Here is a 12,596-nt window from a genome sequence, read left to right on the forward strand (position 1 = left end):
GGTCAGGCGGGCACGCTCGCGTCGAGCGACACCCCGGTGACCCGCTCCGCCGCCGCCCAGTAGCGGGCGGCGAGGTCGACGTCCGCGGCCGCCCGCGGGGCGCGCACCCGGGCGGTGCGTCCCCGCACCTGCAGCAGCCCGGTCGGACCCCACCCGGTCGGTCCCCAGTAGGTGCCGTTCGCGGCGCCGGGGTCGGTGGCCGCCACGAGCATCGGCTCCGCCCCGGTGTCCACCTCCTGCAGCGGGAGCAGCCGCTGGAGCCGCGGCATCTCGCGCGGCGCGCCCCCGCCGGGCACGGTGCTGTTCGCGAACAGCTCGGTCCGCGTGATGCCGGGGTGGGCGCCGAGGCTGCGCAGGTCCCAGCCGCGCGTGTCGGCGACGCGCGCGAGGTGGTTGGCCAGCAGCTGGTCGGCGAGCTTCGTCGCGCCGTAGACGAGGGTCGGGGAGTAGCGCCGCGGCACCTCCGGGCGCTCCGGGTCGACCCGGCCCGTCCACGCGGCCGTGCTGCTCATCCACACGACGCGGGCGCCCGGCGCGGCGAGCAACTGCGGGAGCAGGCGGACGGTGAGCGCGAACGGTCCGAGGACGTTCGAGGCCGTCTGCAGTTCGAAGCCGTCGACGGTGAGGTGCTGCTCGGGCACCGCCATCACGCCGGCGTTGTTGAGCAGCAGGTCGACGGGGCCGTCCACCCCCTCCGCGAACGCGCGCACCGACGCCTGGTCGGCGAGGTCGAGCCGCCGCACCTCCACCGCCGCGCCGGGCGCGCGGCTCAGGATCTCGGCGCGGGCGGCCTCCCCCTTCTCGGACGAGCGGACGGCGAGGACGACCCGCGCGCCGGCCGCCGCCAGCCGCGCGGCGGCCTCCTTCCCGGTCCCGCTGTTGGCCCCGGTGACGACGGCGGTCCGTCCGGTCTGGTCGGGCACGGAGTACATGGCGACGCCCCTCAGGAAGAAGAGACCGGCGGTCTCTTGTGCCGTGAACGTATCGGACCGCCGGTCTGATACACAAGAGCCCGCCGGTCTGTAATCTCCCGGTGTGACCTTCCGGCGGGCGCGCACCGACGACCAGCGCGACGAACGACGCCGCGCCGTCCTGGGCGCGCTCGCGGAGATGCTGGCCGAGATGCCGGTCGCGCAGGTCAGCCTCAACGAGCTGGCGCGGCGGGTGGGCCTCGCGAAGTCGAACGTGCTGCGCTACGTCGAGTCCCGCGAGGCCGCCCTGCTCGCGCTGCTCGACGAACGCCTCGTCGAGTGGGTGGAGGAGCTCGAGTCGGCCCACCCCGTCGTCGGGACCCCCCGCGAGCGCGTGGACGCGCTGGCCGACCTGTTCGCGACCACCCTGACCACCCGCCCGGTGCTCTGCGACCTGCTCGCCGCCCAGTCCGCCGTGCTCGAGCGGAACGTCTCGACCGACGTCGCCCTGCGCTACAAGCAGGGTCTGCGCGAGCTCGGCCTCCGGCTCGCCGGGGTCGTCCGGCGCTTCCTCGGCGAGCTCGACGACGACGCCGCCTTCCAGCTCGGCGCCGGCACCCTGCTCTGCGCCGGCACGGTGTTCACGGCCTGCCGGCCGACCCCGGCGATGGCCGCCGTCTACGAGCTCGACCCGACGCTGGCCGCGATGCGCGTGCTCCTGCCGGACACCTTGCGCGAGCTCGTCGCCGTGTTCGCGAGCGGACTGGTCGCGCGCGCCTGACGGGCGTCACCACAGACCCGGCGGGTCCTCCTGGCCGCGGCTGTGCCGCCCGCGGGTCACCTTGCCCGACGGCGGGTGCGGCGGGGCCGACGCGTCGGCCGGCGGCAGGGCGGACAGCGCCGGCCCGGCCGGGGGCTGCTCGGCCGTCGGGAGGTCGACCGACGTCGCGGCGGTCGGCGCGGTGGGTGCCTCCGCGGGCGCCACGACCCGCAGCCAGTCCGCGGCTGCCTCCGCGTCGTAGGGCGTGTCCCGGCGCCGGGCCATGACGCCCGGCAGCCCCTGCTCGCGCACCCCGGCGAGCAGCGCCGGCCCGTCGTCGTACACCGGGGACACCTGGATGCGACCGACCTCGTCGAGGCTCAGCCGTCCGAGGGTGGCCCGGCGCTCGTCGAGCGGGCGCTCGGTCAGCGGGACGCCGTAGAGCCGCAGGACGTCGTAGACCATGAGGATCGCGGGGCGGGCCCGCGCGAGCGTGCGCGCCTTGCGCGGGTCGGCCCGGCGCAGCCGGTCGAACAGCGCGAGCGACGACGGCTGCCCGGCGTCGAGCAGCACCGCCTCGCCGTCGAACAGCCCGTCGGGCACCACCTCGGCCAGCGGCGCGAACTCGGGGAACCGCGCGGTGACGTCGTCCCCCTCGAGCGTGCGCAGGCAGAGCGTCCCGTCCTCGACGTCGGCCAGCAGGCGGATGCCGCTCCAGTCCACCTCGTAGGACCATTCCGGGCCCACGGGCAGCCGCCCCGGCACCGGCTGCATGGGCCGGATGCCGGCTCCGCGCACGCCGACGTCCTGCATGCCCCACATCGTGCCCCGAGGGTCCGACAACCTCGCCGCCGACACCCCGACCGTGGACGCCGCGCGGTACCCGCCCGCGGAAATCCTGTGAGTCGCGACGCGTGTGGGGCATCCTGGGGTCGAGCACCGGTGACGCCCGGTGACGAGCGGAGGGAGCCGCGCGATGCGCGCGATCTGGAGCGGCGCGGTGTCGTTCGGGCTGGTCAACGTCCCGGTCCGGCTCTACGCCGCGACCTCGAACCACGACATCCGGTTCCACCAGGTGCACGAGGTCGACGGCGGGCGCATCCGCCAGAAGCGCACGTGCTCGGTGTGCGGCGAGGAGGTGGCCTACTCCGAGATCGCGAAGGGTTACGAGACCGACGACGGGCAGCTGATCATGCTCGACGACGACGACCTCGCCACCCTGCCCACCGCGACCGGCCACGAGATCGACGTCGTGCAGTTCGTCCCCGCCGACCAGGTCGACCCGCTGCTGCTGGACAAGAGCTACTACCTGGAGCCCGAGAACAAGGCGCTCAAGCCGTACTCGCTGCTGCGCGAGGCCCTGCGCGAGACCGACCGGATGGCGCTGGTGAAGGTCGCGCTGCGCCAGCGGGAGACGTTGGCCCTGCTGCGCGTCCGGGACAACGCGATCGTGCTGCAGACGATGCTCTGGCCCGACGAGGTCCGCGAGGCCGAGTTCCCGGTGCTCGACAACGACGTCGAGGTCCGCCCGCAGGAGATGGCGATGGCGTCGTCGCTCATCGACTCGCTCTCCGGCGACTTCGAGGTCGACGAGTTCGAGGACGAGTACCGCAAGGCCGTCGGCGACCTGATCGAGTACAAGCGTGAGCACGGCGGCGGTCGTCCGGCCCCGGAGGAGGCGCCCGCCGAGGACGCCGACGACATGACCGACCTGCTCACCGCACTGCGCCGCTCCGTGGAGGCGGCGGGCGGGAAGGCCGCGGACTCGCCGTCCTCGCCGAAGAAGGACGAGGACGAGGCCCCGGCCGAGGAGCCGGCGAAGAAGACGACCCGGAAGCGGTCGGGCGCGAAGGCCGACGACGACGCGTCGACCACGAAGAAGACGACCACCACCCGCTCGCGCCGGAAGAAGTCCGACGACGAGAAGGCCGCGGAGGAGAAGGCCAGCTAGTCGGGCCGCCGCGACGGTGGGGCGTTCCTGGCGTCCAGTGCAAGCAGTGACGCACTGCTTGCACCGGAGGTGACCGACTAGGAGGCGCGGACGTAGGCGTCCCGGTTCGGGACGTCGTAGCCCTGGTCCTCGATCGCCTCGACGACGGAGCCGAGCTGCAGCTCGTCGTCGTGCTCGACGCGCACGACGCGGTTCTCGAGGTCGACGTCGATGCCCTCGACGCCGTCGATCGGCGAGAGCGCACCCTCGATCGCGGTGCGGCAGTGGTCGCAGTGGATCTCGGGGACCGAGAGAGTCGTCGTGGCCATGGGAGTCCTTCCGAACGTCGGGGGGTCGCCCGCGACGGTGCCACGCCCGCGATCGTGGCGTGGCGCCCACCCCGGTGTGCGTTTCGCACGACGGGTGCCGGGGATCCCGGGCCTGTCCGTCGGCCGTCGCGCCGACTCTTACCCCCCGAGGGTATCCCACCTGCAGTTTCGAGGAGTGTCGCATCGTCATGGCCACATCGGACCGCCCGCTCGAGGGCCGCACCATCGGGTTCCTCGCCGCCAAGGAGGGCACCGAGCAGGTCGAGCTGACCGAGCCCTGGAAGGCCGTGCAGAACGCCGGCGGCACCCCGGTGCTGATCTCGGAGACGCCCGGCTCCATCCAGGCCTTCAACCACCTCGACCAGGGTGACCGCTTCGACGTCGACGCGGTGGTCAGCCAGGTCAAGACCGACAACTACGACGGGTTCGTGCTGCCCGGCGGGGTCGCCAACCCCGACCTGCTGCGCACCATCCCGAACTTCGTCCGCCTCGTCGGCGAGGCGTTCGCGGTCGGCCTGCCGGTCGCCGCGATCTGCCACGCGCCGTGGCTGCTCATCGAGGCCGACGTCGTCCGCGGCCGTCGCATGACCTCGTTCCCGAGCCTCGCCACCGACCTGCGCAACGCCGGCGCGGAGTGGGTCGACGAGGAGGTCGTGGTCGACGACAAGCTGATCACCAGCCGCAACCCCGACGACCTGCCGGCCTTCTGCGCCACGCTCGTCGAGGAGTTCGCGAAGGCCGAGAAGCAGGCCGAGATCCACGCCGCCGAGGTGCGGTAGCCGCCCGTCCCGACGACGGGTGCCCCGGCACCCGTCGTCGGGATCGCACGGACGTTCAGGACGCCGGGAGGGGGTACAGGACGGACATGCCCCGAGGCCGAGCCAGAGCCCTGCTCCTCCCCGCCGTCGCCGCGAGCCTCGTGCTCGCGGCCTGCGGTACCCAGGCCCCACCGGCCCCCGCCCCGACGTCGGCGCCGAGCGTCGCCCCCACCACCGGGCTCCTCGTCCCGGGCGTGCCCACCGAGGGCACCCGCCCCGACACGACGAACCTCTCGCTCGCCGCCGAGCCGCAGTCGGCGCCCGTGCCGACCACGCCGCCGCCCGGCCGCCAGGTCGAGGTCGGCTCGGCCCCCGAGGGGGTCGTGGTGGACCCGGTGACCCGCACGGTCGCCGTCGCCACCCGCAACCCGAACTCACTGGTGCTGCTCGACGCGGACACCGGCGCGGTGCGCGGCCGCACCCCGCTGCCCGGCTTCGTGCGCCACCTGCAACTCGCCGCGCCCGGCGGCCCGATCCTGGTGCCCGTCGAGAGCGCGAACGCCCTGGTCCGGGTGAACCTCCCCGCGGGTCAGGCCGACCCGCCGCTGTTCGTCGGCACCGTCCCGCACGACGCCACGCAGGCCCCCAACGGCACGGTGATGACCGCGGACGAGCTCGGCGGCACCGTCTCGGCGATCCGCGGCGACCGCGTGGTGAAGATGTTCACCGACGCCGTCCAGCCCGCCGGTCTCGCCCCGGTGGGGGATCTGGTCGGACTGATCGACGTCCGCAAGGACGACCTGACGATCTACGACGTGAACACCCTGCGGATCGTGGGCAGCGCCCCGTCCGGGCAGGGCCCCACGCACCTCGTGGCCGACCGGCACGGCCGCATGATCGCCACCGACACGCGCGGCGACCAGGTCCTGGTGTTCCAGCCGAACCCGGACGGCCCGCCCACGCAGGTCGGCGCCGTGCCGCAGCCCGGTGGCCCCTACGGCATCACCTACGACCCGGTGCGCGACCGCGTGTGGGTCGCGTCCTCGGGGACCAACGTGGTGATCGGCTACGACATGACGAACCCGCAGCCCCGCGAGGTCGCCCGGGTCGCCACCGCGCAGGGCCCGTACACGCTCGGCGTCGACCCGACCTCCGGGCGGCTCTACATCGCGAGCGTGAACACCGGGGTCGTCCAGATCGTGGACGCCCCCTAGGAGGTCAGCCGACCTTCCGGAACACCCCCAGCCCGGGCACCTCGTTCCAGGCGTTGACCGTGAGCCGGGGGCCGGCGAACACGACGCCGGAGTTCCCGAAGGCGCTCTCCCCGCGCGGGGTGAACCAGAAGGTGTCGCCCGTCCAGTGCGCCAGCGGGTACTGCTGGCGCTCCGGCCCGACGACCATCGACAGGGACCCGTCGGGCGCCGCGCTCACCACGAGGTCGCCCCAGAAGTCGCTGCGCCAGGTCCCGACGTACGCGGTCGGGGCCTGCGGCGGCGTCACCTGCGGGGCGGGCTTCGTGTAGTCGGTCGGGTCGACCGGCGCCGAGAGCTGGGCGAAGGCCTGCCGGTAGAGGGCGAGCCAGTCGCGGCTCTGCTTCCCGTTCTCGACCTGGTCGAAGAAGCGCTGGTTGATCGCCTCGGCGAGCCCGTCGGGCGTGCCGTTGGTGAGGGTGACGATCCCCAGGTCCTCGGTGGGGAGGAGCTTGACGTTGGTGCCCGACCCGGTCTGGAACGCCCCGGAGTGGTTCACCGACAGACGATCGGACGAGTCCCGCTCGACGTTCCAGCCCTCGCCGTAGAACTGGAACGGGCCGCCGACCTCCTCGACCGGAGCCCGCTGCACCTGCGGCCCCCACATCTGGTCGAGGTTCGCGGTGTCGATCACCGTGGTCGCGCCGTTCTTCCCCCCGGCGAGCAGCATCGTCATCCACTTGCTCATGTCGTCGACCGAGGTGCTGGCACCGCCCGCCGGCGCCTGCGGGTCCACGTCGAACGTGAGCGACGGCGTCCACGACCCGTTCGCCTCCCGCTTGTGCAGGGCCGCCCGGTCCGACCGGTTCGCGACGTCGGCGTAGCGGTAGCTCGACGAGGCCATCCCGAGCGGACCGAAGATCGTCTGCTGGGCGAGGTCGGCCCACGTGGTCCCGGCGGCGGCCGCGGCCGCCTCACCACCCGCCGTCAGGCCGTAGTTGGTGTAGCTCCACCCGGTGCGGAACGGCTCGAGCGGCAGCAGCCGCTGGCGGGCGAGGATGTCGGCCTGCGAGTAGCCGAGGTCCTCGAGGATGTCGGTGGTGAACTGGCTCTCGGGCAGCCCGCTGCGGTGGGCGAGCATGTCGGCGACGGTGACGTTCGCGCCGACGTAGGGGTCGGAGAGCGTGAAGCCCGGCAGCCGCGAGGCGATCGTGTCCGTCCACGCCGCCCGCTTCTGCGTCGCCGCGGCGCCGATGACACTGCCGGCGATCGCCTTGGACACCGACGCGACCTGGAAGACGGTGTCCGCGTCCACCGGCTCCGGGCGCCCGACCTGGCGCACCCCGAAGCCCTTCGCGTAGACCACCCGGCCCTGGTGGACCACCGCGACCGCCGCCCCCGGGACGCCGGTCGCCTGCAGGTCGGCGGTGACGATGCCGTCGAGCGCCCCGACCGCGGCCGAGACGGCCTCCGGCGTGATCGCCCCGCCCCCCGGTGCGGGCGCGGCGGCGGGAGCGTCCGAGCTGCCCGGGGAGGAGGAGCACCCGGTCAGCGCCAGGGCCAGGACGGCCGCCGCCGTCACGAATTTCGTCACGCTCCGTGTCGTCACGTCCGCAATGTATGGCCCGGTCGGACGGCACGACAGGGAGCAGGATCGCGTTCCGGAAGGGACTCAGGTCCCGTCGTCGGCGCTCAGGACGCCGCCGCGACCGCCGCCCGCTGTCCGGCCGCCTCGAGCACGATCTCGGCGACGTCGCCGTCGGGGTCGGTGGGCCACGGCGAGAGCGGGGAGGTGCGCGTGACGCCGTCGAGCACCCCCGCGAGGGCCTCCGGCGTCGTCGGCCACGGGGCGAGGCCCGCGTCGGCGAGCACGGTCGCGTTCGCCCGCCCGTGCCCGGGGATGGGGCAGTAGGTGACGGCCGGCAGGTTCGCGACGAGGGCCTCGGTCACCGAGAGCCCGCCGGCGTTGTGCAGCAGCACGTCGCAGGCACCCATCAGCGCGGGGACGTCGTCGCGCCAGCCGAGCGCCGTGACCCGCGGCATGGCGTCGAGCTCGGTGCGCAGGGCCGTGTTGCGGCCGCAGAGCACCACCACGTGCGCGGCCGGGTTGGTGAGGGCCGCCGACACCAGCGAGGGCACGTCCCCGAGCCCCAGCGAGCCCGCACTGATGAGCACGGCGGTCTCGTCGTCGCCGAGCCCGAGCGAGCGGCGGGTCTCGACGCGGTCGGCGTCGGTGTGCGCGCGGGAGAACGCGGGCCCGACGAGCGGGCCCGCGGGACGGACCTCGACGCCGTACATCGCGTCCGCGGCCGCCGCGCACGCGCTGGTGACCGACAGGTGCGTGTCGACGCCGGGGTGCAGCCACATGCGGTGCGGCGCGGGGTCGGTCAGGTAGCTGATCACCGGCACGCGGATCCGGCCCGCGGCGCGCATGCGGCCCAGCGTCTGGCAGGACAGCGGGAACGTGGACACCACGACGTCGGCGTCCCGGGTCCACCGCCGCACGGTGCGCTCGGAGAACGTGAGGAAGGTCAGGATGATCCCGCGGACGTCCCAGCGGTGCTCGAGGGCGTAGAAGAGCCAGTCGAAGAACCGCGGCATCCGGTTGACGGTGAACCCGTAGCCGTCGCCGATGATGACCTGCCCGTAGCGCGGGAGCGCGTCCAGGTAGTCGTGCACGTCCACGACGGCCCCGCGCGCCCGCAGGCGCGCCGCGAGCTCGTAGGCCGCCCGGTCGTGCCCCGCCCCCACGCGCGCGGTGAGGACGACGACCCGGGGCGACCGGTCGGGCCGCTCCCGCCGGGTGTCCTCGGGCGGGCGCGTGCCGCGCCGCAGGACCCGCAGGTGCCGGGGACGCAGCGGGCGACGCCGGGCGCGGGTCGACCTCGGGACGCCGAGTGCGGTCATCGGTCGGAGGGCTCCTCTCGGGCGTGACGACGGCCGACGGGCCGGGTCGTTCCGACCAGCCGACGATCGTCCGGGTGCCGTGACCCTCCCGTGAACCTACTGTGACCCACGGTGGACCTCGACGCGGGACTCATGATCGGCGCGTCCGGAGGACGGGCGATGAGGGACGGGTGAAGCGTCGCGGAAGGACGCGCACCGGGTTGAACGGGAACCGCCTCCCGTGTGAACAGCACACCCGGACGGGTGTGCGTCCTGCGGGATCGGGAGACTGGACACCGTGAACAGCCCGCCGACGGACCGCGCGACCCGGCTGCTGATCGTCTCCGGGGAGATCGGCGAGGGGCACGCGGCGGTGGCCCGCGCGGTGGCCACGATCGTCGCGCGGGACCGCCCGGACTGCGACATCCGGCTCGCCGAGGCGTTCGCCCGCATGGGCCACGGCTCCGGGCCGGTGTTCCGCTGGCTGTTCGAGTTCGCCGTGCAGTGGACCCCGGCGCTGCAGGAGGCCTGGTACGCCGCGGTGACGCACTCGCGGCTCGTGCGGTGGTTCTACCGCGAGGTGATGGGCGCCTGGGTCGCCCGCGCGCTCGCCGCCGACCTCGAGGGGCCCCACGCGCGCCTGGCCGCGGACGGCGCCCCCGACGTCGTCGTCTCCACCCACCAGCTCGCGACGGCGGGTCTGGCCCGGCTGCGCCGGCAGGGGCGGCTCGAGGCCCGCGTCGTCGCCGCGATCTGCGACTTCGCGCCCCACGCCTACTGGACCTACCCCGGCGTCGACGAGTACCTCGTGCTCGACGACCTCGCCGCCGCGCCCACCCGCGTCATGGACCCGGGCGCCGGGGTCACGGTGCGCTCGGCCCTCGTCGGGGCGCCCTTCACCCCCGTGTCCGACGACGGGGCCCGCGCGGCCCGGGAGCACCTCGGGCTCCCGGCGGACGCGCTCGTCGTCGTCGTGACGGCGGGTTCGCTCGGGCTGGGCGGGATCGCCGGTGCGGTGCGGGCGGCCCTCGCGGCCGACCCGCGGTGCCACGTCGTCGCCCTGTGCGGACGCGACGAGCGGGCGCGCCGGCGGCTGCGGGCGCTCGGCGACCGGGTCGGGTCGGAGCGCCTGCGGGTACCCGGCTGGGTGGACGACGTGCCGACCCTGCTCGCCGCCGCCGACGTCGTCGTCAACAACTCCGGGGGCGCGACCGCGCAGGAGGCGCTCGCCTGCGGTCGCACCCTCGTGCTCTACCAGCCGCTGCCGGGCCACGGGCGGGACTCCGCCCGCCTGCTCGGGCGGGCCGGGCTGGCCCGCACCTGCCGTCGGCCGCGGGAGCTGACGCGCCTGCTGCAGGAGTGGCTCGCCGACCCGGCCGCGCTCCGCGCGGCGCACGACCGGGCGGCCGCCTGGTCGCGCCGGCAGGCGGGGGTCGACCTCGCCGCCGTGCTCAAGCTGCCGACCGTGGAGAACCTGCCGTGACCGCCGCGATCGCCCTGCTCGCCGCCCTCGTCGGCGCCGCGGGCATCTCCACCGGGACCGTGCTCCAGCAGCGCGCCGGGCAGGAGATCGACGAGCCGGGCTCGACCCGGGAGCTCCTCGCCCGCGTGCTGCGGCGCCGCCGCTGGTGGGCCGGTCAGGCCGTGATCGCCGTGGGGTTCGGCTCCTACGCCTACGCCCTGCACGTCGGGCCCGTGGCACTGGTGCAGCCGGTCCTGGTCACCGGGCTGGTCTTCGGCACGATCGCCTCCGCGGCCCTCGCCGGCCGGCGCCTGGACCGCCGCCTGCTCCGCGCGTCGGTGGTCTGCGTGCTCGGTCTCGCCGCGTTCCTGGCGATCGCCCACCCGCAGGCACCCGCCGTCATGCCGACCCCCGCCGTCACCCCGCTCGTCGTGGTCGGCGTGGTCGCGGGCCTCGTCGGCGTCCTCGGGCTCCGGGGCGTCGGCTGGTCCGAGCCGGTGCGGGCGGCCCTGCTGGCGCTCGCGACCGGCGGCTTCTACGGGCTGACGGCCACGCTGTTCGCCACCGCGCTCGCCGCGTCGAACCTCGTCGACGCGGTCGTGTCCTGGCCCTTCGCGGCCGCCCTGGTCACCTCGCTGTGCGGCTGGACCTTCTCTCAGCGGGCCCTGCACCTCGGCCGGCTCAACGCACCGGTCAACGCCGTGATCGGGACGACCGACCCCGCCGTGGCGGTCACCCTCGGCGTCCTCGTGCTCGGCGAGTGGGTCCGCACCACGCCGCTCGCGCTGGTCGGCCAGGTGGTCGCGGCCGCCGTGGTCGTCGCGGGCACGGTGGTGATCACCCGGCAGAGCGCGGCCCTGCTCGACACCGCCCGCACGGACACCGGCGACCGCGCGCCGGCCTGGGGCTGACCATGTCCTGGGACACGATCAACGCCGTCCTGCCCATCGCGCTCATCGTGCTGGGCTGCACGGTGCTCGCGGTGCTGTTCGCGCGGGACCGCTGAGGCGCCCCACCTTCTGGCAGCACAGCGTCGTTGCTGTCATCCAGTGGCGGGAACGCCACATCGTCAGGGACCCGGAGTGACCAGATCCCGCGGGATGTCCTCGCCGGAGCGCAGGGCCTCCCACAACCGCGGCGCGTCGGTGCGGTCCCACACCACCGCGCCCGACACCGAACCCGAGGGCCGGATCGGCACCGTCGTCGTCACCCCGCCCGAGCTGACGGCGTGCATCGCCCAGCCGAGGCTCGCGAGGTGCCAGACGTGGGTCGACTCGTCGACGGTCAACGTGCGCACGGCCGCCGTCGCGAAGGGGACCGACGCGAACGGGTTCGCGAGGGTCACCGGGCTCGCGGCCTTCGACATGAGCGCCGACAGGAACGCCCGCTGGTTCTGCACGCGCTGCAGGTCGGCGTTCGGGAAGGCGCGGGTGCGGACGTAGCCGAGCGCGTTCGGGCCGTTCAGCTCCTGGCAGCCCGCGGGCAGGTCGATCCCGGCCTTCGGGTCGTCGATCGCCTCGTCGAGGCACATCTCGACCCCGCCGACCGCGTCCACCATCGACGCGAAACCCTCGAAGCCGATCTCGGCGTAGTGGTCGATCCGCAGGCCGGTCGACTGCTCGACGGTGCGCGCCAGCAGCTGCGGCCCGCCCGACGAGTACGCCGAGTTGAGCCGCGCCGTGGTGCCGTCGACCTCGACGAGCGAGTCGCGGGGCAGGCTGACGATCGAGGTCTGCCCCCCGAACGACCCGACGTGCACGATCATCATCGTGTCGGTCCGGTTGCCGTCCGCCTCGCCGGTGGACAGCTGCCGCTCCTGGGCGCTCGACAACCCCGCCCGGCTGTCCGAGCCGACGAGCAGCCAGTTCGTCCCGGAGCCCGACGCCGGGCGCCCCGCGTACGACGAGAGCGCCTCGGTCCGCGTCATCTGCGTGTCCAGGTAGATCCCGAACCCGACGACGAGCAGCAGGAGCACACCCAGCAGCGCCCCGATCCGACGTCCCCACCGCCGCCTGCGGACGGGGCGCGGGGGGCGAGCCGGCGCCGTCCCGACGGCGGGTGGGGTCCCGACGCGGGTCGGCTGCGGCTGCGGCCGCGCGGGCTGCGGGGGCAGCGGACGCGGGGGTGGTGGCGGCGGGCCCTGGGGCGGCCGCGCGCCACGCGGCGGCGGCGGACCGGGCGGACCGGGCGGAGGACCGGGAGGCGGCCCGGGCGGCGGTCCCTGTGGGGGCATCGCGAACCCGCCCGGCCGGGGTGGTCGGGGGCCGGGCGGACCCGGGGCTGGAGCCATCGGCGTCTCCCTCGCTGCTTCGGCTCCCCCGCCTCCGGACACCGGCGCAGGAGGGACGCCGGGAGATACCGGACGCCGCG

The 12,596-nt window shown here is 74.8% G+C and carries 12 protein-coding genes; 6 read left to right on the forward strand and 6 right to left on the reverse strand.

The window, feature by feature from the left end:
• Positions 1 to 2: 2 nt before the first annotated feature.
• Complete coding sequence (locus LN037_RS14480) at positions 3 to 932, reverse strand: SDR family NAD(P)-dependent oxidoreductase (RefSeq protein WP_230753725.1); 930 nt, start codon at positions 930 to 932, stop codon at positions 3 to 5.
• Between the two features lie 103 nt (positions 933 to 1,035).
• Between LN037_RS14480 and LN037_RS14485 the strand changes: the two genes are divergently transcribed.
• Positions 1,036 to 1,692, forward strand: a complete 657-nt coding sequence (locus LN037_RS14485) for a TetR/AcrR family transcriptional regulator (RefSeq protein WP_230753728.1) — start codon at positions 1,036 to 1,038, stop codon at positions 1,690 to 1,692.
• Between the two features lie 6 nt (positions 1,693 to 1,698).
• Here the strand turns inward: LN037_RS14485 and LN037_RS14490 are convergent, their stop codons facing one another.
• Positions 1,699 to 2,484 carry an ATP-dependent DNA ligase gene (locus LN037_RS14490; protein WP_230753731.1) on the reverse strand — a complete coding sequence of 262 codons (786 nt, stop codon included), beginning with the start codon at positions 2,482 to 2,484 and terminating at the stop codon, positions 1,699 to 1,701.
• 163 nt (positions 2,485 to 2,647) lie between these two features.
• On the opposite strand from LN037_RS14490, the gene ku reads away from it, so the two are divergent.
• Positions 2,648 to 3,622: a non-homologous end joining protein Ku gene (gene ku / locus LN037_RS14495; protein ID WP_230753734.1), complete on the forward strand. Its 975-nt coding sequence runs from the start codon at positions 2,648 to 2,650 to the stop codon at positions 3,620 to 3,622.
• A 77-nt stretch (positions 3,623 to 3,699) separates the two neighbouring features.
• On the opposite strand, the gene LN037_RS14500 is transcribed toward ku, so the two are convergent.
• Positions 3,700 to 3,930: a heavy-metal-associated domain-containing protein gene (locus tag LN037_RS14500; RefSeq protein WP_230753736.1), complete on the reverse strand. Its 231-nt coding sequence runs from the start codon at positions 3,928 to 3,930 to the stop codon at positions 3,700 to 3,702.
• 188 nt (positions 3,931 to 4,118) lie between these two features.
• Between LN037_RS14500 and LN037_RS14505 the strand changes: the two genes are divergently transcribed.
• Complete coding sequence (locus LN037_RS14505; protein WP_230753738.1) at positions 4,119 to 4,709, forward strand: type 1 glutamine amidotransferase domain-containing protein; 591 nt, start codon at positions 4,119 to 4,121, stop codon at positions 4,707 to 4,709.
• An 86-nt stretch (positions 4,710 to 4,795) separates the two neighbouring features.
• Positions 4,796 to 5,902 (forward strand): NHL repeat-containing protein, encoded by a 1,107-nt coding sequence (locus LN037_RS14510; protein WP_230753740.1) that lies wholly within the window; start codon positions 4,796 to 4,798, stop codon positions 5,900 to 5,902.
• Between the two features lie 4 nt (positions 5,903 to 5,906).
• Here the strand turns inward: LN037_RS14510 and LN037_RS14515 are convergent, their stop codons facing one another.
• Both LN037_RS14515 and LN037_RS14520 read right to left on the reverse strand, forming a co-directional pair.
• A complete protein-coding gene (locus tag LN037_RS14515; protein ID WP_230753744.1) occupies positions 5,907 to 7,472 on the reverse strand; it encodes a serine hydrolase in 1,566 nt (521 codons plus the stop codon).
• 98 nt (positions 7,473 to 7,570) lie between these two features.
• On the reverse strand, positions 7,571 to 8,785 hold the full coding sequence (locus LN037_RS14520) for an MGDG synthase family glycosyltransferase (RefSeq protein ID WP_230753747.1): 1,215 nt from the start codon (positions 8,783 to 8,785) through the stop codon (positions 7,571 to 7,573).
• A 277-nt stretch (positions 8,786 to 9,062) separates the two neighbouring features.
• Between LN037_RS14520 and LN037_RS14525 the strand changes: the two genes are divergently transcribed.
• Together LN037_RS14525 and LN037_RS14530 are read left to right on the forward strand one after the other, a co-directional pair.
• Positions 9,063 to 10,247 carry an MGDG synthase family glycosyltransferase gene (locus tag LN037_RS14525; protein ID WP_230753750.1) on the forward strand — a complete coding sequence of 395 codons (1,185 nt, stop codon included), beginning with the start codon at positions 9,063 to 9,065 and terminating at the stop codon, positions 10,245 to 10,247.
• Positions 10,244 to 11,137: a DMT family transporter gene (locus LN037_RS14530; RefSeq protein WP_230753753.1), complete on the forward strand. Its 894-nt coding sequence runs from the start codon at positions 10,244 to 10,246 to the stop codon at positions 11,135 to 11,137. The genes LN037_RS14525 and LN037_RS14530 overlap by 4 nt, the downstream gene beginning before the upstream one ends.
• 158 nt (positions 11,138 to 11,295) lie before the next feature.
• On the opposite strand, the gene LN037_RS14535 is transcribed toward LN037_RS14530, so the two are convergent.
• Positions 11,296 to 12,201, reverse strand: a complete 906-nt coding sequence (locus LN037_RS14535; RefSeq protein WP_230753757.1) for an LCP family protein — start codon at positions 12,199 to 12,201, stop codon at positions 11,296 to 11,298.
• Between the last annotated feature and the right edge of the window lie 395 nt (positions 12,202 to 12,596).

This window comes from Actinomycetospora soli (assembly GCF_021026295.1).
Classification (GTDB): domain Bacteria; phylum Actinomycetota; class Actinomycetes; order Mycobacteriales; family Pseudonocardiaceae; genus Actinomycetospora; species Actinomycetospora soli.